This is a genomic window from Leucothrix arctica (assembly GCF_003172895.1).
GTDB lineage: Bacteria > Pseudomonadota > Gammaproteobacteria > Thiotrichales > Thiotrichaceae > Leucothrix > Leucothrix arctica.
Genome location: NZ_QGKL01000042.1, coordinates 725,641 through 747,130 on the forward strand (window position 1 = coordinate 725,641; position 21,490 = coordinate 747,130).

The following is a 21,490-nucleotide window of genomic DNA, read 5'->3' on the forward strand; positions in this document are numbered from 1 at the left end:
ACATCTCCTAACAATGCTCAAGCACAAGATTGCTTAATTTCTTCTTGAGCAAACAAATGCGTTGTCCGATAGCGCCAACAGTTCGCTTAGAACGTTCCGATATTTCGGTATAACTGAGCCCAAATGCATAAAGTGTATAGAGCGTGATGTCAGACTTACCCGTTTTCTCGGACTCGATGACGCCAAACATTTTTTGCAAGCAGTCTAGTTGGTCCTGCATTCCTGTCTCTAACCCCTTACTTAAAATATAAGGAACACCACAAGTAGTCGCTGTCTGTTCAGGGTCTTCATAGCCCGTAATAACAGAGCGCTGACCATTTCGCTTTCGGATGTGGTTGATACACTGGTTTCTCACGACGGTATAAACCCATGCTTTTGTACAGTTATCCCTTACTTTTTCTCCGTGACATATCAACTTTAAAGACACTTCTTGATGAATTTCTTGTCTATCATGAAAGTCTAAATTGCAGTAAACACTAGAGAAGTGGTGTATGTACCGTTCAACCATACTCAAGATAGCCGCCCCACTATCATTTGTCTGATCAAGCAAATTACATAGCATTTGTGAACAACTGTCAGCCTTAGTCGTATCAACAGCCTGTTTATTCATGATTGCCTTATATCATTATTAACAATCAATAATAATACAGTAAGGGAGTTTTTATTGAGACAAATTAAGCTATTTAATATTCCAATATAGATAGTAAAATAAACAAAATAGGCTTTATTTTAATAAATCACATTTCTACTAAATACTAAAAATTGTAATAAACACTAAACTTCTTAGTGTTATTTGATGACGACTATATTTTTTTTTGATGATTTTCAGGTCGTCTTCTAATACCAAAACCTATTGGCTTCATGGCATTACCCGGATGCTCTTTGTTGCTACCCCAAATTGCTTGGTAAGTATCAACCGCCATCTGTTTAGACTGGCAATAAGCAAATACAATAATCAACATCATCCACCAGCCCAGCAGCCCAATCCACATCCAAACTGGCGCATTCGATCGCCACATTCCAGTCAAAATAGCGGCGGCTGATAGCAGCAATACTGAGTACCCAACAAACTTATGATAGTACTCAAACACCTTGCGGTAAGTGGTCATTTCATAATGATCGCCATGCATCGAGCCATCTTCCGCAACATCCGTTGGACCACCTTTCGTGCCGCGCATCCAACCAGATATAATTTGAGCGACACCCATCAAACTTACAGCCCATCCTAAGTACCAATGTATGAAATCATCTGTTGAAGGATCAGGTTTATTTAAGATAAGCAGTAAACCTATTAACATCATAACACTGCCACTGATTTGCAGCCTCAAGTGCCACAGCCACCAAAACTTATTGTCGAGTTCATTTGGCCAGTCTTGCTTAAGCGTTATTTTTAGAAAGCGTGCCACTAAAATACCTAGTGGTAGCAGCACACCCCAAGACAGCACCATGAACCGACCATGCCAAGACACGATGAATGATACATCGTGTGCTCGGCTTGGATCGATCGATGCAAGGAGCCAATCAATCACCCTTTAACAGCTCCAGCAGTCATTCCAGTAATGATTTGCTTAGAAGCAAGGAAGGTAAAGATGATCGGTGGAACAGCCAACAACATACCCGTTGCCATGATTACGCCCCAGTCAATGTCATGCTCAGTCAGAGAGTTAACGATGGTCACGGGAACGGTACGTGTGTTTCTGTCTAACAAGGCATTGGCGAGTAAGAACTCATTCCATGCGATACGGAAAGTGAAGATCGCTGCCGCTGCAAGGCCGGGCTTGATCACGGGTAGTACTACTAAGAAGAACACCTGCAATGGACTTGCGCCATCCATTTTAGCCGCCTCTTCCAGCTGTATGGGCACTTGGATAATAAAGCTCTGCAAAATCCAAATAACAAACGGTAAGTTCATCGCCACATAGACAAGGACAATACCGGTGAAGGTGCCATCTAAACCATATTGGAATGTCCAGATACCAAATACTGGTACTAGCAATACCGCTGGTGGGACCATACGCATCATTAGCGTTGACATAGAAATCGTGCCACGTCCCATAAAGCGGAAACGTACCAACGCGTAAGCTGCCATACAGCCAACAATCAACGTGATGACGGTTGACACTAAGGCAACAATTAACGAGTTACCGAGTGATCGTGCAAAGCTAGGGTTACAATAATCTACATGCTCTGGCGTATACCAAAGGACATTACACAAGACCGTCTCGTAGTTCTTCATGGTTGGCATAAAGAAGAACGATGATGAGTCACTCATGATATCGACATTTAACTGCAACGAGGTAGACAGCATCAGAATGATTGGTCCAAGGGACATCATGATCAATGCGGCTATCAGTGCATAAAATGCAGGGTTTTGACGTTTATAAGTGGTACTCATTTTAAGCCTCCTCTGCTACTTTGCGAATGCGCGCCGCGCGGTTTTCTTGTATTTTGTTGTAGATAAACATACCAACGGTTAAAACAAATAATAACAATAACAGCAGGTTGGACATCGCAGCGGCGACGCCTAGCTCTCTAAACTCAGAGGCTGTTCTTGCGATACGTAATGACATAATCTCTGTTGAAAGTCCTGGGCCACCATTAGTCATGACCAAGATAACTTCTAGTACTTTAAACGCGTCGATCAAACGAAGCAGCGCTGTCACAATCAACACAGGCATCATTAGCGGTATCTTGATGTAGAAAATCTGCTGCCAACCTGTAGCACCGTCAATACGAGCAGCTTCAAGCGCTGAACGTGGTAATGACTGTAATGCGGCTAAGGCTAAAATAAAGATAAAGGGTGTCCACTGCCAAATGTCAGCAATGATGATTGATATTAGTGACCAATTTGAGTCTGAAAGCCATGGTATCGGCTCAAAACCCCAACTTTTCAATGTTTGGTTAAATATACCCACGGTTGGGTGATACATGTATCGCCACATTAGACCTACAACAATAGGCGCTATCATCATTGGTAAGATGAAGATGGTACGCAGCATCGACATGCCTCGGATATTTCTATCCAGCAGCAGCGCCAGACCTACACCGATTATCATTTCCAATGTTACAACAGCAAATGCAAACTTAATGGTGACGAAAAACGACTCGCGAAAGCTTTCATCTTGTAACAAATTCGCATAGTTTCGCAGACCAACCCAGTCAGCTTCACCGATGCGTTGGCTTGGGTTCCAGTCTAAGAAACTGGCGTACACCATATATCCAATGGGGTACAGTAACGCAAACGCCATGATGATCGCAGCGGGTGCCAAGAACATATAAGGGGTCATGCGGTTCGGATTGATTCGCAACATACTAAAAACTATCCTGATTAACTGATTAAGACACATTACTTATTGATAAGTTAGGGGCAGAACACTGAGGCTCTGCCCCTAAACAGGTGCTAAATTACTTCCAGGTGTTGTAACCCGCCTGATCCATAATCTTCTTGGTACGCTCTGCCACACCGTCAAGTGCTTCTTTGATATCTAGGTCTTCTGTCAATACTTTTGACAAGGCTGTTCCTAGATCAGCATTGATCTTGCCCCATACTGGAATGATTGGACGCCAGTCAGGATCAGCATATTTTAATGCCTCACCAAACACTTTCATGTGTGGGTATTTTTCATTAACTTCAGCATCATTATGCGTCGAATAACGAGATGGGTTACCACCCGCTAATGCAATTAAACGATCAGCCTTTTTTGAAGTAAGCCACTGAAGCAATAAGAATGCTGCTTCTTTGTTTTGTGCATTTTTAGGAATAGCAATACCAAAGCCACCTGTCTGAGAACCACGACGTGTGCCCGCAGGATGTGCTGCCCAACCTACTTTACCAACGACTTTTGACTTACTAGCATCGTTTACCTGACCCGCAAATACTGTGGAGTCTAGGAACATTGCAGTACGGCCTTGTAAGAATGCTGCACCTGCTTCGGCAAAACCGAAAGTACGCGCACCTTCAGGCCCGCAATCAACAATCTTCTTTAGCGCTTGAGCCGCTTTAACACCTGCTTCGTTATTAACGATGGGATTCCACTCATCGTCAAAGATACGACCGCCTAGTGGCGCAAGGTGTAATAAGAACGCATGACTTGCATGGTGACCAGATGCTGCACGAGACGATAATCCACCCATACCCGGCTCTAGCTGAGGAATCTTGCATGCAAGATCCAACAGCTCATCGTAGTTTTCAGGGACTTTTAAGTTGTGCTTTTCAAAGATATCTTTGCGATAACCTAAGATCGATGTTTCCGAACCAAAAGGCATACCATACAGAGAACCTGTTGGGCCCGGTAAATAACCTTTCTCTCCGCCAGCAACACCGATATTACCTATATAACCATCGATGATATCGCTAGCATCATAGCTAGGATCAGACAGTTTTGGGTTCATAAAATAACGCGCTAAATTTTCTAGCTGATCGGCATATACATAATCCGCTTTAGAAAAGACCACGTAAGCCAGAAGGTCATAATCACCTTTTGATTTCGTTAACTCCAAGGTCTGCTTTTCACGCATTTTCAGGTATTGTAGTTGGTCAACTTCTACCTTAATTCCTGTTTCTTTCGTGAACTCAGGAAGGACCTTCATCACCGCGTTATAATGCGGATGTGCAGGGAAATTTACCACCAACGTATCACCCTTATAAGGTGCATACGGATTTGCAAGTGCCACACTTGCAGTCAGTGATAGTGCAGCAACGGATGTTGCAGCGATTTTAATAGCATTTATCATATCGTTTCCTCCAAAATCAAACAAATAAATATCTTAGGGTTTAAAGTCTTACCCCGGACTTTTTGTCAAACATCATAATGTCTTCAGGTTTAACGCTAAACGTCATTTCCTGACCACCTGGAATAGGTGATGCACTCTGAACTTCGACCAATACATCTTGTTTACAACAGCGTGTAACAAGGACCGACTGCGCACCTAAATATTCTGAAACAACAGTCGTTAACTTAATTTCATCAACACCATCACCATTACCTTGGGACAGCTCAAAACAGGAAGGTCGAATGCCGAGCGTGACGTCCTTGCTCGACAACGTATTAATAATACTCGCCATATCAGGGTTCAGCTTTAATGAAAAGCCTTCTCCTTTGGCGATAAGGTCGCCTGACTCTTCAACAATAAAAGCGTCAAGGAAGTTCATTGATGGACTTCCAATGAAACCAGCAACAAACTTATTAGCGGGTGATTTGAATAGCTCTTCAGGTGACCCCTGCTGCTGGATCAAACCATTGGCCATTACTACAATACGATCACCGAGCGTCATTGCCTCAACCTGATCGTGTGTCACGTAAACCATATTTTTGTTTAAGGTGTTTCGCATCTCAGCGAGCTCTGTTCGCATCTTTGCGCGAAGCTTGGCATCAAGGTTAGACAGTGGTTCATCAAACAAAAAAGTTGATGAGTCTCTTACCATCGCACGTCCCATCGCCACACGTTGACGCTGTCCACCAGACAATTCACCGGGCTTACGCGTCAATAGATTATGAATACCTAAAATCTCAGCGACGTTTTCAACTTTCTTCTTAATTTCTGGCTTCGGTACTTTCTGTAACTTCAACGCAAAGGACATATTTTGCGCAATATTCATATGTGGGTAAAGTGCGTAATCCTGAAATACCATGGCGATATCTCGGTCTTTAGGTTCTAGGTGACTTATCTTTTTCTCGTCAAATAAAATTTGTCCGCTGGATAAATCTTCTAAGCCCGCCAACATTCTTAGGGTTGTTGATTTACCGCAACCAGATGGGCCTACTAGCACAGTAAATTCACCATCGTTTAACTTCATGTCAAAAGCGGGTAATACCTCTATTTCCCCATAACTTTTACTGACACCATCAAAGCGTATTTCTGGCACGTTGTCTCCTCCGAGAGATTTAATGTTATCGATAACATAATACATAGGATTGACTGATGCAACTTGTTTATGATTTTTTTGACAAGTCATAAGCAGATGCGTAAATTGTCGTTCATTAAATTGTTAACATAACAATGACAATATAACGGCGCATGAACAGTGATCACGCAATAACCCCGTTATCGCTAACACATTGAAGATTGAAAGCCACACCAAGGAAAAATATGCCACGAAGCAAACCACCTACAATGTCTGATGTCGCCAAGCTTGCAGGCGTCTCGCCGATGACGGTATCTCGCGCTTTGCGCCCTAATGCGTCGGCCTCAGAAAGCACACGTAAGAAAATTCGTGAAGCAGCAGACCAACTAGGTTATGTACTCGACAGCACTGCAGCTGGCTTGTCATCTCGTAAAACAGGATTCGTGGCGGTCACCATCCCATCCATTAATAACGCCAACTTCGCTAATACCATCCGTGGACTAAATGAAGGCTTACAGGACTCTGGCCTACAGGTATTATTGGGCTTCACCGATTACAACATCAAAGAAGAAGAGCGATTGGTTGAGGCATTTTTACGGCGTCGACCTGAAGCCATTGTTGTTACAGGTGGTGTTCACACTGAGCGTTGTCGACGTTACTTAGCAGCCAGCGGCGTACCAGTGATTGAAATTTGGGACTTACCAAGCTCACCTATCGAACACTCAGTTGGTTTTTCTAATGTAAAAGCGGGTCGAGCCATGGCCAACTACCTTGTCGATAAAGGCTATAAAAATATTGGCTTTATTGGTGGTAACACCAAACAAGATGCCCGTGGATCTGATCGATGCGAAGGTTTCGCGGAAGTCCTAGAAGAAAGAGGCCTAAGTACTGAGCGCTTAAGAATATCTGAAGAGCCTGTTAGAAATATGGCTCAAGGTGCAGCAGCCATGGATTATTTAATAGACAAACATCCAGACACTCAAGCAGTAATGTGCGCATCGGATTTATCGGCATTCGGGGCGATGATGAGTTGCCAACGCAGAGGACTAAAAGTGCCCGAGGATATTGCTATTGCAGGTTTTGGTGGTTATGACATATCAGCAAATGCAATACCTCAAATCACTACCTTAGAGGCCGGCGACTATCAAATTGGGACCGAGACTGCCAAAGTGATACTTAGCCAACTTGCTGATGATAATGACGAAACAGAAGAAAGAGCACCGCAACGTATTAAAATCGCAACGCAATTGCTCGAGCGAGAAAGTACCTCACCCAAGTAGCGCGCACGTATAAAGTATTAGGGTCGCTGTATGCCCTGACGATTTAAAGTGATGGTATAAACAGACGTTGATGCAGTAATAAAGAGCTGGTGTTTAGCACGTCCGCCGAAGCAGATATTGGACACTAGCTCTGGCACTAACACCTTCCCCAGCAGCTCGCCTTCTGGGCTAATACAATGCACGCCATCCGCAGCAGATGACCACAAGTTGTCATCGCTATCTATCCGAAAGCCATCCGCACATCCGGGATTAATCACGTGAAAGACCTCTCCGCCTGACAAGCTACCGTCATCAGTTACATCAAACACACGAATATGACGCTCGGCAGCTTCATCAAACATCTTTCCTGTATCTGCGACATAAAGACGTGTTTCATCATGATTAAACACCAAACCGTTAGGTCCCGCAAAGTCAGATAACATTAAGTCGATTTTCCCTGTGGATGGGTCAACTCGGTAAACCTGACAAGGCAGTTCTTGCTCGGCGACAAAACCTTCGTAGTTAGTCATGATGCCGTAGTGCGGGTCAGAAAACCAAATCGTACCATCTGACTTAACGACAACATCGTTAGGTGAATTCAGACGTTTACCATCAAAACTATCGGCAATAACAGTAATAGAACCGTCTAACTCTGTGCGTGTTACCCGTCTCGTTCCGTGCTCACAAGACACTAAACGCCCTTCTCTATCGCGTGTATGACCATTGGCATAATTAGATGGCTCCCGAAATACGCTTACACCGACATTAGGTGTCCAACGCATGATTCGATTATTCGGAATATCGGAGAACAGCAAACACCCTGCATCACCAAACCAAACAGGCCCTTCAACCCAGTCAAAGCCAGTTGCGATCTGCTTTACTGGCGCGTTTCCTAAAACATAGGTTGAAAACTTGGGATGAATGGCTTCAATAAATGACATGCTTACCTACAGTATTGGATTGATAATGTTATCGATAACGTATAGCATTTATTAAGCTTTTGCAACCCACATTTAAGGACGAATTATCATGAGACTTTTTGAAAATAAACCACAACTAACCCACCAAGCGGTAATGCTTATGCTAACTGCTGCGATTAAAGAAGCAGAATCTCAAGAACAACCACAATGCATTGTTATTGTTGATACTAGTGGAGAGCTATTAGGTGAAATTCGCATGAGTGGTGCAAAGTTTTTGAGCCGTAAGAGTGCGCTTGCTAAAGCACTGACTAGCGCCTCAGTTGGCAAAGCTAGCAATGAAATACCAGAACAAGTACGCCCTGCTATTGCCGCAGCTACTGAAGGTTGTATTACAGGCTTACCCGGTGGTTTACCTATCTGGTTTAAAGGTAGCTTATTAGGAGGTATCGGTATCGGCTCAGGCACAGGTGATCAAGATATCGCAGTAGCAAGAGCAGCGCTACTAGCTATAAACGCCGAGACTTCTTTATGATTGTGGCGCTGTTAGGCACAGGCCTTATGGGCACGCCAATGACTAGACGGCTCAGCACTGCGGGGCATGATGTCCATGTATGGAACAGAAGCCCTGAAAAAGCGCAAGCACTATCAGATGTAGCAACGGTTCATGAATCGCCTAACGAGGCGGTCAAAACCGCTGAAATCGTTATCAGTATGTTGGCTGATGGAGAAATCACCCGCAATGTTTTAGATAAACAAAAGGTTATCGATAGCGCACCTGATGACGCCACCATTATCAATATGGGCTCTGTGGAACCCGAATGTGATAAATACCTTGCTGAGCTGGCGCTAAGAAAAAACAAACGCTACTTAGATGCACCTGTTTCTGGTGGTGTTAAAGGCGCAGAAGAAGCAACATTGACGATACTAGTCGGTGGTAACAAAGAAGACTTGGAAGCGGCACGACCTGTTTTAGAAGCAATGGGTAGGCCTAACTTACTTGGCCCTATTGGCGCTGGGCAAACGGCCAAGTTAGCGAACCAGTTGATTGTAGCTATCACTATTGGCGCAGTGTCGGAGGCGTTTAAACTAGCGGACAGTGCGGGCTGCGATATAGCCGTATTACAACAGGCACTTCAAGGTGGGTTTGCGGATAGTCGTATACTGGAGCTGCATGGTAAGCGTATGGTAGAGAGAGATTATGAGCCTGGTGGGCGTTGCCAGTCACAATTAAAAGACTTGAATAATGCAATGGCCTTGTCGGCGAAGAACAAGCTGTCGCTACCACTGGCAAGTAGTGTGCAGGCAAGCTTTAAAAACTTGGTTGAAGAACATGATGGTGGTGAGCTAGACCATTCGGCCTACTACCTTTGGCTGCATTCACAGACCACTCAGCAAGCCAAGTGATCTGTTGAAGCATGATCTGTTATGTCATCGCTTAGGCGGTGGCAAAACTGATTTGTGTTTTCATGGCTTGTTCACGATCGTTAGCAATAGTAAATGCCTCAATCGCTTGGTCTATTGGCAACGAATGAGAAATTAACGGCTTCACATCGACCAAACCCGACTTCATTAACGATACTGCAATTTCAAACTCTTCATGAAAACGGAAGGAGCCTCGAATCTCTAGTTCTTTTGCAGTAATCGCCATCATAGGCACAGGCATATCACCACTTAAGCCCAACTGCATAATGACACTGCGAGGACGTAAAGTGGGGATAGCACCTGCTAGGGCATGATGAGACCCTGTACACTCAAATAAGACATCAAAATAGCCTTTCCCTTCGGTATAGGAGGACAAACCGTCGGGATCACTAGCCATATTGACAACCTTATCTGCACCTGCTTTTTTGGCATAGTCCAAAGCGTTATCGACCAAGTCCGTCACTACAATCTCAGAAGCACCTGCTGCACGCGCAGCAACAACCGCTAAGGCACCAATCGGACCACAACCTGTTACTAGTACACGCTTACCGAGCAATTCACCCGCACGTCGAGCAGCGTGTAAGCAGACCGAAAAAGGTTCCGCCATCGCTGCTTCACCTGGGGTTAAACCGGTAGCATCAACACATTGCTTAGCATCGACAATCAACTCTTCTTGAAAGGCGCCTTGGATATGAGGGAACGGCATCGCCGAGCCATAAAAGCGCATATTCAAACAGTGGTTTCGTAGCCCTTCGTCACAATACTCACAGTCACCACAAGGGCGCGATGGACAAATGACTACTAACTGGCCTTTTTCCAAGCCTGTTACGCCCTCACCTAGCTCTTCAACAAACCCTGAGAACTCGTGACCCGGCACCATTGGCTCTTTAAGTCGTACCGTACCAAAACCCGCATTATTATAATAATGCAAATCAGAACCACAGATACCACCACTTGCTACTCGAATTTTTACTTGGCCAGCGATTGGAGCTGGGACTGCACGCTCTTCGATCCGAAGATCTTTTGCGTCATGAATTACTAGTGCACGCATACTATTTTCTCACAAAACGGGTGTTAGTAGGTCTTTTCCAGCGAAGTGTGCTACCAAATTCTCTCGAACCAAGCCACCCATCGCCTTTCGTGTTTCATAGGTCCCAGAAGCTTGATGAGGCTGTAACAACACATTATCCAGCGCTAAAAATCTAGGGTTAAGTGCAGGCTCGCCTTCAAAGACATCCAAAGCAGCTGAACCTAATGCACCACTTTCCAATGCATCTAACAACGCTTCTTCATCAATGTTAGCTGCACGACTGACGTTAATCACCATGCCTGTTTTACCAAGGGCTTCAATCACTTCCTTATTTACTATATGGCGTGTCTCTGCACTCGCCGCTAAAGTTACAAATAAGAAGTCACATGACTCTGCTAATGCCACAGGGTCTTGAATAAAGTTCCAGTCTGGCGCGTAGTCTTTAGCACTGACATCGGAATAGCTAATCTCCATATCAAAGCCAGTCAGTCTTTTTGCGACCTCAAAACCGATACGACCCAAGCCCAAAACACCCACACGCTTACCATGAATACGTGACGTTAAAGGAAAGTTTCCTGTATTTTTCCAGTTACCCGAGCGAACCCATTCAGAGCCTCCGATCACTTGACGAGATAACGATAACATCATTGCTAACCCAAAATCAGCGACATCATTTGTCAGCACATCAGGGGTATTGGTAACGCGAATGTTTCGCTCTTTAGCTGCCGCTAAATCAACCGCATCATAACCAACGCCATACACTGAAATAACTTCTAGTGATGGTAGTGACTCGATAAGTGCTCGATCTGCCCCAAGCTCCCCACGCGTGGCTATTCCTTTTATCTTAGCACCATGCTGCTTTAGATAAGCAGACTTATCCTCAATCTCAAAATATCGATGCATGTTGAAAAGGTCGTTTAGCACAACCTCATCCCATTCTGGGTAAGCTCCCACTTGAAGAATTTCTGGCTTATTCACATTCTATCCTTTAATCGTAGTTGACATTTTCAGTGTTATCGATATCATTGATAAATGCAAGCGCTTAATCCTAAAAATTTACAGGAGTTCTTTTTGAACACTAAAACGAATATTTTTGACTTATCAGGCAAACGTGCACTAATAACAGGATCAAGCCAAGGTATTGGCTTCATGCTTGCGAAAGGACTTTCCGAAGCGGGTGCAGAGGTTATCTTAAATGGTCGCAACGCTGAAAAACTGCAACAAGCTGCCAATGAGTTAAGTGCTTTAGGTATCGAAACCCATCAAATGCCTTTTGATGTTACCGACCATACTGCTGCCGCTGAAGCGGTCAATGCATTTGAGGCTTCTACAGGTTCAATCGATATATTAATCAACAATGCAGGCATGCAACATCGCGGTCCTTTAGAAGAGTTTGGCGCAGCTGACTTTGAGCGACTTATGCAAACTAACGTCAACTCAGTGTTTAACGTCGGCCAAGCCGTTGCTAAACATATGATCCCTCGCGGTGAAGGAAAAATCGTCAACATTGCCTCAGTACAAACAGCACTAGCGCGACCGGGCATAGCCCCTTACACTGCATCTAAAGGCGCAGTGGCTAACTTAACAAAAGGCATGACAACAGACTGGGCCAAACACGGATTACAAATTAATGCTCTTGCTCCAGGCTACTTTGATACCCCATTAAACGCAGCCTTGGTCAACGATCCCGAGTTCAGTGACTGGTTATGCAAGCGCACCCCGACTGGACGCTGGGGCCAATTAGAAGAACTGGTTGGCGCATGTGTATTTTTATCATCAAGCGCTTCGAGTTTTGTAAATGGACAAACAATCTACGTCGATGGAGGTATCACAGCCTGCATCTAACACCCCTAAGCTACTGATTGTAATGGGTGTATCTGGTTCTGGTAAATCAACGATTGCGGAACACTTAGCGACAGCATTAAACGCTATTTTCTTGGATGCTGATGATTACCATCCGCAGAATAATATCGACAAGATGAGCAGAGGCGACGCCTTAACCGATGACGACCGCTGGCCTTGGTTAAAAACCTTTGGTGAAACCATGGCTGAGCAAACGACGGTTTGTGTTGGCGCGTGTTCTGCACTGAAACGTGTTTACAGAACACGCTTAACAGAGTCAGCAAAAGAACCCATCTTATTTGTATATTTAGATGGTGACAAAGCATTGTTAATGGAGCGTATGTCGGGTCGTAAAGATCACTTTATGCCGACCACACTGCTCGAAAGTCAGCTTGCAACACTAGAAACACCAGATGCCGACGAATACGCAATCTCAGTAGACATCAATGGCTCGCCGGAGGTAATAATCTCGCGGATCAAGCAACAAATTGAGGAGTTAAATAATGACAAATAAAGTCGCACTGATAGGTGCCGGCGTTATGGGCGGGGCCATTGGGACCCGCCTACTAGAGACAGGCAATAGCTTAGCTGTTTCTGATCCAAGTGAAGAAAAAGTGGCAGTACTCACAGCCTTAGGTGCAACCGCAGCGACTAGTGCTGCTGACGCTGCAGCGGATGCTGACTTCGTTATTCTCAGCTTAAACGCTAGCAAAGTGGTAGAGCATGTAGTCTTTGGCGAGAACGGTGTCAGCAGTACAGCAAAAAACGGCACCATGATTATTGATATGTCATCCATCGACCCGGTGTCAACACAATCCTTTGCCGCTAAAGCTAAAGAAGCAGGTTTACGCTGGTTGGACTGCCCTCTTTCTGGCGGTGCGCCAAAGGCAGTACTTGGCACATTAGCAGTAATGGTTGGTGGTGATGAAACTGACTTTGAAGACTCAAAAGCAGTGATGAATCACCTATGCAGTAACTACACATTGATGGGGCCATCTGGCGCTGGTCAAACAACAAAACTGATCAATCAAGTGTTGTGCGCACTCAACTTTGTTGCGATTGCAGAGGCTACTAGACTGGCACAGGATGCTGGTGTCGATGCATCAAAAATTCCCGAAGCCTTAGCGGGTGGACGAGCAGATAGCGCTATTTTGCAAGAGTACATGGCTAAGATGGCCGCAAACGACTACAGCCCAACCGGGAGAATCGATAACATGGTTAAGGACCTGAACGGTGTTCAAGACCTTGCGCGTGCTACTCAAACATCGATGCCGTTAACCGCAGTCTGCGCTGAAATACATCGCGTATTTATGACCGCAGGACTAGGCGGTTTAGACAACGCTGCACTAATGAAATTTTACGAAGGTCCATCCAAAGGAGATTTATCATGATCACTCGCTATGCAATATTTGAAGGTTCGATACACGAAGGTGATACCGAAGCATTTCGCCAAGCAGTCAACGATAACTTAGTGCCACTTTGGACACAGTTTACAGGCAACACTGAAGTACGTGTTATGTTTAGCGAAGAGCGCGATGAAGGAGCACCAGAGTACCCATTAATTTTGGGCATCACTTACCCTGATCGCGAAACAATGGAAAAAGCATTAGAGTGCAATGCTCGTTATGCTTCAAAGGAAGCAACGGGTAAGATCGTTGAGCGTTATTTCACGGGTAAGATTCATCACCATGTAACTAAAATGAGTGAATATCCAGGTGGCATGTTGCACTTGTAAGACTAATTGTCAGTCGCTCTTTATGATTACATGATGAAGAGCGACTTTTATACTAGTTGGTTAAGCCAATCAATAACTGACGAACACCGGGTTGAGAAGTCTTTGGCGACAGCCAAATCGCTAAAAATGACTCACCAAACTTAGCATCATTCACCCCGCCTATATTCTTGCCGTTGTAACTAAAATTATTACTCCCATCTGCAGCAATATTAAAGCCTAGTTTATCCCCTCGTTTAATTGATGGCCAAATAGAGCCTAGCTGCGTAATCCACTGCTGACGTTGTGCCATGCCAATACCGAGCCTTTGCCACTGATTATCTGTTGCTGTCAGCAAGTCTTGCTTATCAATATTTCGACGGTACAAGATATCTAGTGTTTGCGGGTATTGATTTTGTTGGTAACGCCCATCTGCTGTTTTTAACTCCACCTGATACAGTGGAAACAACAACCAACGCATCTCAGCTTTCCCAACCGTTTTTAAATGATTAGTAGTGGCTGAAGCATTGAAACTGACTAGTAGAAATAACAAACTAGTTAATGTAAGTACGTATTTCATTGAGTTATCCTTTTATTCTTCGTTTTTGACCTTTACTTAATATTGTTCTTTCCAATGTCGATCAAACGTGAATATATTTTGCTAAAAGTCAGTTATAGTTTCAGCCATCAATACACCCAAAGGACTCGTAATGAAGCAGTTTAAAGCAGCCATTTTTGATATGGATGGACTTCTCATCGACAGTGAAAAGATCGCTGTTAAATTATTTAATGAGACCTGTGATCACTTTAAATTAGGTAATCATCACGATGTTGTTATCAGCTGCATTGGCACAAACGCAACGCTATCTAAAGAAATCATTCGCAAAGGATTACCTGAAGGCACAGATATAGATTTGTTCCATGAGCACTGGCATGCCACTTACAAACACCGACTGACGACACAACCCATCCCGGTAAAGCACGGTGCGCAGTTGTTATTAGAACACTTACGCTCTTTAGGTATCCCTATAGCCGTTGCTACATCGACCAAAACAGAGATGGCTAAAACAAAGCTTAGCGCCATTGAACTTATCGACTACTTCGACATTATTGTGGGCGGGGATCAGGTTGAACACAGCAAACCACGGCCCGAGATTTACCTCAGAGCAGCGTCTTTGCTAAATGTTGCTGCGACTGACTGCATTGCTTTTGAAGACTCGGCAAACGGTGTTAAAGCGGGAGTGGCTGCCAATATGACCGTCGTGCAAATACCTGACTTGATTGCACCAACTGAAGAGTTACTCGCACTGGGTCACCTAGTATTAGGAAGTTTGGAAGAAGTAATCTCATATAAATTCTAATTATTTTTAACCTAACTACCGTTCGTCTCTACTCAACCATTAGTTTAATTAATAATGGGGTAACAAATGAACAACAGATTAAAGGCAATCATCGCGGCAGTATTGGTAACAACGGTTGTTGGGTGTACGTCTAACCCAGCAACACTAGACAGAAAAGCGCTGGGTGCAAAGAAAATATCAGTCATTGACCTCACGTCACAAGACTCACTAATAAATGTACCTAGCAGTAAGGGTTCAAGCACTATTGGTGGTCTAATCGGTGCCGGTATCGATGCAGCAGTCAATGCGCAGCGTAGAAGTACTATGGCACCCATCATTACTGGACTGGGCTCATACAACCCTCGTACGGCTTTTGCTAACAAGTTGAAAGGCATTGGCGGTAACAGCATCGCAAACAACGTGACCGTTAACTCAAGTACGACAGCGATTGAAAGTGCTGAGAACTCCCTAAATATAAAAGCAAACTACATGCTTCACCCAGATCACCAGTCGGTAACGGTGAAAACAAACACTGCTTTGAAAACCAGCCCACAAGTAAAGATATACAAACGCAACTTCTCAGCGGTGTCTAAGATCGATATTGGGACAGTAGGTGCAGAGAAATTAAACGTTACAGAATACTTGAAAAAGAACCCTGCTAAGTTAAAGCAAGCTATTGAGTCAGCAATGGACCAAGTAGTGAAGCAGATATCGAATGATATTAATGTGGGCGAGATGCCAGTAGCGAAGTAAAGCTTTATAACAAGTAAAAAAATGGCTGGCTACAACATCATCGTAGCCAGCCGAGTTCAATCAAGACCTATCATTGCCTATCAATAAGGCATCATAATTCCACGAATCATGTAGTACAAAATCGCCGCTAACAAGCCAGATGCAGGTACTGTAATCACCCAAGCCGCTGCAATCTTATAAACCATAGAGCGCTTAACTAGTTCTTCACGGTAAACTGCTTTCATCTGTTTACGATCACTTTTGCCTAGTCCAATCACTGCTTTTTTCTGCGCTTTAAGATCGCTTAAAAATGCACCCTTATCTTTCAAAGGCGTGCTCTCAAACTCTAGTAAAGATGCTTCTACCAATGACGGATCAGTATCATCTGCATGATGCTCTTTGATCTCAGCAGACATACGCGCCATGTTTCCTTCGAAATACTCACGTAAGAAACCAACACCAAATACACCACCGACGGCAATGTGTGTCGAACTAACTGGAAGTCCAAGCTGCGTTGCGATGATTACCGTGATAGAAGCTGCCATAGCGATACAGTATGCACGTGTTTTATCTAGCTCTGTGATCTCTGAGCCCACTGTTTTGATCAGTTTAGGGCCGTATAGCGCTAAACCAACCGCAATTCCAATCGCTCCAATGATCATCACCCATATCGGGATGCCCGCTTTACTATTGACTGATCCTGAAACAATCGCATCGTTGATTGCCGCTAATGGCCCAATCGCGTTGGCAACATCATTTGCACCGTGAGCAAAACTCAATAGCGCAGCAGAAAAGATCAATGGGATAATGAACATTTCGTTCACGCCTTCACGGTCATTACCGATACGCGCTGAGATTTTCTTAACCAATGGCCGAGCAATAAACACAACGGCAACCGCTATCAATAAACCAACGATTGAGGCAGTTAAGAAGTCTGCTTTCCATAGTTTCTTAAGACCTTTTAGGATCAAATAAACACTAAATGCCCAAGCCATAATACCCACTAAAATGGGTATTATTTTTTGCGCTGCCGCTAGTTTGTCTTTTTGATGTATGACTTGCCGCTCTATGAAGTAGAGGAAGCCTGCTGCGATCAAACCACCGAGTACGGGTGAGATAATCCAACTTGCAGCGATTCCACCCATTGTCCCCCAGTTAGCAATTCCGAAACCACCTGCGGCGATACCAGCACCCAGCACCCCACCAACAATCGAGTGCGTCGTTGATACAGGCGCACCCAACATAGTCGCAGCATTTAGCCAGATTGCTGCCGCTAAAAGCGCTGCTAACATTAACCAAACGAAAACGTCAGGGTTACCAATCATGTTAGGGTCAATAATCCCCTTTTTGATGGTACTAACAACACTACCACCCGCGATAAGCGCACCCGCAGCTTCGAAGATACCGGCAATAACAATGGCGCCCGTTAGACTGATTGCTTTAGAGCCAACCGCTGGACCTACATTATTGGCAACATCATTTGCACCAATGTTCACCGCCATGTATCCACCTACCATAGAGGCGAATATTAGCGTCATACTGTTTGGGATACCGAACACTTGCGATTTCACATAAAGCATGATGCCTATGATAAATGAAATCGAGATAGCGAGACGTATGACGTCCCCTCGGGATAGCTTTAAAAACCCTTTTCGGGCCTCGGATGATTCCATAGTCATGTAGGATTCCGCCTCGTTTGTTGGTGCGCAGGTTGGTAAAGAGCCGCCCAAAAAAATTAGGCGTGAAAAAATCTTTTTATCCAACAATATCAATGAAGTACAAGTGGTTCCGTCTGATATACAAAACTATTCTTAATAATCCATCAATTTCATCAGTGTTAGGCCTGATTTAAATGTTTGTTGTAATGTCTTTATTCGCCCGAATCATTTGGCGGTGTCTGACGCCACTGAAAAGGATTACCTTTTTTAGCCGTTTGTTTTTTTGCAACCGTTGTTGCCGGTGCTGGCTTTTTTGGTGCTGGCTCTGGAATCACAGGTTCAATACCGTCGTGGTACTTCATCTGAACACCTTTTAGAAAATGACGTAAAATTTGGTCTTTACAGCTGCGGTAATGCTTGTGAGAGTTTTTTCTGAAAAAGGCACTCAACTCATGCTTACTGATGGTTAAACCAGCCATGGTGATTAGCGCGATAATTTCTTCAGACTGCAAAGCAAGTGCAATTTTTAATTTCGCCAGAACAATATTGTTATTCATTTTAGTTTCTGGCGGAGGCGTTTGACCGTTTTTCTTACCGCGTTTTTCTACAATAAAACCGTTTAAAAATGTCGCCATTTGAGCGTCATTAATTTGTACAACTTCTGGATCTTCATCTTTCTTTAACCACGCACTAATTTCTGCACGCGTTACAGTCACATCACAATGCTTAAAAAGCTTGATCATCGTTGAGTCATCTAGCTCAAAAGAGTAGCGCAGTCGTCGTAATACGTCGTTATTGTCCATGGGTAAGCCTAGGTTTAATAAGCGCGTAGGTTAACATTAATCATAATATTTTCCTAAGGACGATCTTTTAATTTACGCATCAATTTTAATGACTAATAGTTAGACATAATCCACTTATTTTTATAGATTTATAAGGCAAGCCACACAATAAAGCGTTCCAGTTGCTCTGGAAGTCGTCTTGAATATAAAAAGCTGCGAGTGAATCAAATCACTAACAGCTTTAAAAGATAGCGTAGTAGGAATTTATGAGGCTATTGCTTTAGCATAACAACTATCGCCTTGCCCCCATAACCATGATCTTCACACTTCGCTCTAACCATCACTTGAGTCATCGCCTCAGGTATCACAACGCCACACAAACTACGGGTAAAGGGTTGCTCATTTTCATGTGGATGAGCCAGCATGCGATAGCCTAGCTGATTACCATTCATATCGAGTACCTCCCAACCGTCTGCGTAATGTTCCCAGCCTTCGTCGTTGTGGCGCACAGTAGTATTAAAACACCAGTTACCGTTAGCACTTTGAGTCGCTTCAACCTTAGTGACTTGAGCATAATCCAAAGACGTTTTAAATGTCTCAACATCGATTTTTGCTGCGTAAGCGCATGATGTCAGCAGCGTCAGTAGTAATAATTTTTTCATAAATACCTCGTGAGTTAGGCTTTCTCTTCCTCGTCATGCAACACATAAGCCACAAGCTTATGCACAAATGGCGCGACGACATATACGGTTGGGAAGGCAACTGCGAATGCGAAGACCCACGACTTAAGCCAAATAAAAATAATATTCTCGACCAAGCCTACGTTAAACACGCTGATAACGAAGGACATAATGCATGACATTAATAGTGCCATAAAAAAGGAAAATACTAGCTTTTGATGCTTACGTGAAACCATTATTGTTACCTAAAGTTAGCCTCTCGCGGCTACTTAATTATTAGAACTGGAGTGTTGACGCTGACTGTTTAATCACTTCAATAAACGTCTATTATGCACCTCAAACGTGCTGAGTGAAAACTGCTGTTACAACAAATTTTAACGGGTCTTTTGAGCGGTTGTGGTTTTAATAATTTAGACGCATGTACTAATAGAATCACATTAGTTAAGCGTCCAAACTATTATCGTTAGTAGCTACTTGGCTGAAAATCCGCCACTGTTGCAGCCAATGATATGCCGACCCAACTGCGGCGCCTGCTGTATTGCTCCATCAATTTCTTCGCCTCTTCCAGGCATGCCAAACGGCAAGGAAGCTGGAGAACTGTGCATAAATCTCGACCCGACCACATTTACCTGTAGCGTCTGGGAAACCGAGCTATACCCAAAAGTATGCACCGATTTTAAGCCTAGCTTTGAGAGTTGCGGCAACAATAGGCAAGAAGCCTTAAACAGTTTAACCTTCTTTGAGATTGAAACTGATCCAAATTGATTTTTTAAAATTCAACATGAAGCAGCTCCAACATGTAGAAACCACTTTTAGCCTTTCAACACTAAGTGCTTCAACACACTACATACCCAAAAGGCCAGCTCTCAACCTTAAATCAACTGCCGCATTAGTCAGCCACATTTTGAACAACGCATTTTTAAATACCGGCGAATGAATAGCTAAAATTTTCTCGCTGTTTTTGAGAACATGTAAGCCATCACCTTCTACATTAATAATGTCAAAAACATCATTTACTGCAACGCCCTTTTCAAACACCGCAAGTATTTGGTCAACTTCAGTCTGAATCGGTGCCAAGTTGCCCTTGGTTGCTCTGTGTAAACCCTTTAGCATCGCCTGCTTCATTTTTGGTATGGTGATCTTATTAGAAATCAGCACCAAGCGAATCGCCTTTGCATCTTCCGATGCTAAAATCTCAGCGGCATCGTTACTCTTTTTCGACAAATAAAGACTACCAACATACAGCTGTACAAAAAACTTCTTACGAATACCTGAACCATTATGCACCATGGTTTTGTTGCCATACTTCAAAGTGTCGGGCACTGCTACACCCGCTAAGTGAGTGGCGGCTGGAGCTTGCAAGGTGCACAACGTAAGCATGACTCCCAACAATATTGAGTAAACTGATTTCATAAATCCCCTTTTTTTGTTACTAGATGATGTACTTATCTAAAAGACTAGATAAAAAATTGGGTTTTAGATTACCTCACTGTTGACACCTCAACACATTAAATTTTAGAAAAGGGCAAGCATCCAAAGCCAATGTATAACAACAATTGACACTGTTTATGTATACTCCGCACATCAACTAATAACCAAAATTATAGAACTTAATTATGCCCGCTAAACCAAGAGATTTTACTATCCACCCCACATTTTTAGGCCGTCTATTCGGTGCTAAAGAAACGGTGTTTAGCGTCACCAAAAAAGGCATTGAGGTGACTCACTCGTCAGGCCAGTTCACGGTTTTATTTAAAGACTCAAAAACACATATCGAAGGCGCTAGAGGTACTATTTTCTATCGTATTTATGCCGCCACAAAAGATGAGAAACACACTTTTAGGTGGCTGTCGTCGTCATCTGTACTAGAAGCACTCGCGTTCATAGACGAAGCTTTTTACGGCTACTGCGCAATACCAGTGTTGGCGCTACATGATGAAACCAAAGCGCACCTAATAACGCATTACCCAAGCAAAGCTTTTTGGAAGAGTACCCGCAGGTCGAGCAAGTGGTTACAAAAGCTCTATAAAGAACTTCCTCCAGAAGAAATGATGACAAAGAAACAATACGCTGCTTTTAAATATATTGATGACATAGCAGACGGTAAGCAGTCATTAGCTACTGAACAATCAAGCTACACAAAAAAGCAGTTACGTGTCGAGAACCGCGTGGTTGTAAACTTTCTTTTTGAATAAATCAGGTTTGTCTAATTGCCACTGCTTCATACTTTGAATAGGGGTCAAATGTCCAAGGTTTCTTTGAATAACGT

The 21,490-nt window shown here is 43.7% G+C and carries 25 protein-coding genes; 10 read left to right on the plus strand and 15 right to left on the minus strand.

Annotated features, from left to right (window positions below; all coding sequences use genetic code 11):
• Positions 1–7: 7 nt before the first annotated feature.
• The 6 genes from DKT75_RS20410 to DKT75_RS20435 form a co-directional block, all read right to left on the minus strand.
• Positions 8–610 carry an RNA polymerase sigma factor gene (locus DKT75_RS20410; RefSeq protein WP_109826472.1) on the minus strand — a complete coding sequence of 201 codons (603 nt, stop codon included), beginning with the start codon at positions 608–610 and terminating at the stop codon, positions 8–10.
• A gap of 193 nt (positions 611–803) precedes the next feature.
• Positions 804–1,529, minus strand: coding sequence for a cytochrome b561 domain-containing protein (locus DKT75_RS20415; protein ID WP_211665507.1), 726 nt, complete (start codon positions 1,527–1,529; stop codon positions 804–806).
• A complete protein-coding gene (locus DKT75_RS20420) occupies positions 1,526–2,395 on the minus strand; it encodes a carbohydrate ABC transporter permease (protein ID WP_109826474.1) in 870 nt (289 codons plus the stop codon). Before DKT75_RS20420 ends, DKT75_RS20415 begins: the two co-directional genes overlap by 4 nt.
• 1 nt (position 2,396) lies before the next feature.
• Positions 2,397–3,311: a carbohydrate ABC transporter permease gene (locus tag DKT75_RS20425; RefSeq protein ID WP_170310691.1), complete on the minus strand. Its 915-nt coding sequence runs from the start codon at positions 3,309–3,311 to the stop codon at positions 2,397–2,399.
• A gap of 94 nt (positions 3,312–3,405) precedes the next feature.
• Entirely contained in the window at positions 3,406–4,734 is a 1,329-nt protein-coding gene (locus DKT75_RS20430) for an extracellular solute-binding protein (RefSeq protein ID WP_109826476.1), read from the minus strand.
• Positions 4,735–4,774: 40 nt separating this feature from the next.
• On the minus strand, positions 4,775–5,866 hold the full coding sequence (locus DKT75_RS20435) for an ABC transporter ATP-binding protein (RefSeq protein ID WP_109826478.1): 1,092 nt from the start codon (positions 5,864–5,866) through the stop codon (positions 4,775–4,777).
• Between the two features lie 224 nt (positions 5,867–6,090).
• Here DKT75_RS20435 and DKT75_RS20440 point away from each other — a divergent pair, with 224 nt between their 5' ends.
• Positions 6,091–7,125 (plus strand): LacI family DNA-binding transcriptional regulator, encoded by a 1,035-nt coding sequence (locus tag DKT75_RS20440; protein ID WP_211665508.1) that lies wholly within the window; start codon positions 6,091–6,093, stop codon positions 7,123–7,125.
• A 17-nt stretch (positions 7,126–7,142) separates the two neighbouring features.
• Here the strand turns inward: DKT75_RS20440 and DKT75_RS20445 are convergent, their stop codons facing one another.
• Positions 7,143–8,045, minus strand: coding sequence for an SMP-30/gluconolactonase/LRE family protein (locus DKT75_RS20445; RefSeq protein WP_109826480.1), 903 nt, complete (start codon positions 8,043–8,045; stop codon positions 7,143–7,145).
• An 88-nt stretch (positions 8,046–8,133) separates the two neighbouring features.
• Between DKT75_RS20445 and DKT75_RS20450 the strand changes: the two genes are divergently transcribed.
• Both DKT75_RS20450 and DKT75_RS20455 read left to right on the plus strand, forming a co-directional pair.
• On the plus strand, positions 8,134–8,556 hold the full coding sequence (locus tag DKT75_RS20450) for a GlcG/HbpS family heme-binding protein (RefSeq protein WP_109826482.1): 423 nt from the start codon (positions 8,134–8,136) through the stop codon (positions 8,554–8,556).
• Positions 8,553–9,428 carry an NAD(P)-dependent oxidoreductase gene (locus DKT75_RS20455; RefSeq protein ID WP_109826484.1) on the plus strand — a complete coding sequence of 292 codons (876 nt, stop codon included), beginning with the start codon at positions 8,553–8,555 and terminating at the stop codon, positions 9,426–9,428. Before DKT75_RS20450 ends, DKT75_RS20455 begins: the two co-directional genes overlap by 4 nt.
• A gap of 31 nt (positions 9,429–9,459) precedes the next feature.
• Here the strand turns inward: DKT75_RS20455 and DKT75_RS20460 are convergent, their stop codons facing one another.
• Both DKT75_RS20460 and DKT75_RS20465 read right to left on the minus strand, forming a co-directional pair.
• Positions 9,460–10,497 (minus strand): L-idonate 5-dehydrogenase, encoded by a 1,038-nt coding sequence (locus DKT75_RS20460; protein WP_109826486.1) that lies wholly within the window; start codon positions 10,495–10,497, stop codon positions 9,460–9,462.
• Positions 10,498–10,506: 9 nt separating this feature from the next.
• Positions 10,507–11,454: a 2-hydroxyacid dehydrogenase gene (locus DKT75_RS20465; protein ID WP_109826488.1), complete on the minus strand. Its 948-nt coding sequence runs from the start codon at positions 11,452–11,454 to the stop codon at positions 10,507–10,509.
• 93 nt (positions 11,455–11,547) lie between these two features.
• On the opposite strand from DKT75_RS20465, the gene DKT75_RS20470 reads away from it, so the two are divergent.
• The 4 genes from DKT75_RS20470 to DKT75_RS20485 are packed head-to-tail and all read left to right on the plus strand — an operon-like array spanning position 11,548 to position 14,053.
• Positions 11,548–12,321, plus strand: coding sequence for an SDR family oxidoreductase (locus DKT75_RS20470; RefSeq protein ID WP_211665510.1), 774 nt, complete (start codon positions 11,548–11,550; stop codon positions 12,319–12,321).
• On the plus strand, positions 12,275–12,832 hold the full coding sequence (locus tag DKT75_RS20475) for a gluconokinase (protein ID WP_211665511.1): 558 nt from the start codon (positions 12,275–12,277) through the stop codon (positions 12,830–12,832). The genes DKT75_RS20470 and DKT75_RS20475 overlap by 47 nt, the downstream gene beginning before the upstream one ends.
• A complete protein-coding gene (locus DKT75_RS20480; protein ID WP_109826494.1) occupies positions 12,822–13,709 on the plus strand; it encodes an NAD(P)-dependent oxidoreductase in 888 nt (295 codons plus the stop codon). Before DKT75_RS20475 ends, DKT75_RS20480 begins: the two co-directional genes overlap by 11 nt.
• Positions 13,706–14,053, plus strand: a complete 348-nt coding sequence (locus DKT75_RS20485) for a hypothetical protein (protein ID WP_109826496.1) — start codon at positions 13,706–13,708, stop codon at positions 14,051–14,053. Before DKT75_RS20480 ends, DKT75_RS20485 begins: the two co-directional genes overlap by 4 nt.
• 52 nt (positions 14,054–14,105) lie before the next feature.
• Here the strand turns inward: DKT75_RS20485 and DKT75_RS20490 are convergent, their stop codons facing one another.
• Positions 14,106–14,609, minus strand: a complete 504-nt coding sequence (locus DKT75_RS20490) for a chalcone isomerase family protein (RefSeq protein ID WP_109826498.1) — start codon at positions 14,607–14,609, stop codon at positions 14,106–14,108.
• A 130-nt stretch (positions 14,610–14,739) separates the two neighbouring features.
• Here DKT75_RS20490 and DKT75_RS20495 point away from each other — a divergent pair, with 130 nt between their 5' ends.
• Positions 14,740–15,390 (plus strand): HAD family hydrolase, encoded by a 651-nt coding sequence (locus DKT75_RS20495; RefSeq protein ID WP_109826500.1) that lies wholly within the window; start codon positions 14,740–14,742, stop codon positions 15,388–15,390.
• Positions 15,391–15,456: 66 nt separating this feature from the next.
• Positions 15,457–16,122 (plus strand): hypothetical protein, encoded by a 666-nt coding sequence (locus DKT75_RS20500; RefSeq protein ID WP_109826502.1) that lies wholly within the window; start codon positions 15,457–15,459, stop codon positions 16,120–16,122.
• 80 nt (positions 16,123–16,202) lie between these two features.
• On the opposite strand, the gene DKT75_RS20505 is transcribed toward DKT75_RS20500, so the two are convergent.
• The 5 genes from DKT75_RS20505 to DKT75_RS20530 all read right to left on the minus strand — a co-directional run bounded on the left by DKT75_RS20505 (position 16,203) and on the right by DKT75_RS20530 (position 20,634).
• On the minus strand, positions 16,203–17,780 hold the full coding sequence (locus tag DKT75_RS20505) for an inorganic phosphate transporter (RefSeq protein ID WP_109826504.1): 1,578 nt from the start codon (positions 17,778–17,780) through the stop codon (positions 16,203–16,205).
• Positions 17,781–17,971: 191 nt separating this feature from the next.
• A complete protein-coding gene (locus DKT75_RS20510) occupies positions 17,972–18,562 on the minus strand; it encodes a YehS family protein (RefSeq protein ID WP_109826506.1) in 591 nt (196 codons plus the stop codon).
• Positions 18,563–18,813: 251 nt separating this feature from the next.
• The gene (locus DKT75_RS20515) at positions 18,814–19,203 is read right to left on the minus strand and encodes a hypothetical protein (protein WP_109826508.1); all 390 of its coding nucleotides are present in this window, start codon (positions 19,201–19,203) and stop codon (positions 18,814–18,816) included.
• Between the two features lie 14 nt (positions 19,204–19,217).
• On the minus strand, positions 19,218–19,457 hold the full coding sequence (locus DKT75_RS20520; protein ID WP_109826510.1) for a DUF2798 domain-containing protein: 240 nt from the start codon (positions 19,455–19,457) through the stop codon (positions 19,218–19,220).
• A 607-nt stretch (positions 19,458–20,064) separates the two neighbouring features.
• Positions 20,065–20,634, minus strand: coding sequence for a chalcone isomerase family protein (locus tag DKT75_RS20530; RefSeq protein WP_109826514.1), 570 nt, complete (start codon positions 20,632–20,634; stop codon positions 20,065–20,067).
• A gap of 203 nt (positions 20,635–20,837) precedes the next feature.
• Here DKT75_RS20530 and DKT75_RS20535 point away from each other — a divergent pair, with 203 nt between their 5' ends.
• On the plus strand, positions 20,838–21,416 hold the full coding sequence (locus DKT75_RS20535; RefSeq protein ID WP_109826516.1) for a hypothetical protein: 579 nt from the start codon (positions 20,838–20,840) through the stop codon (positions 21,414–21,416).
• The last annotated feature ends 74 nt before the right edge of the window (positions 21,417–21,490 follow it).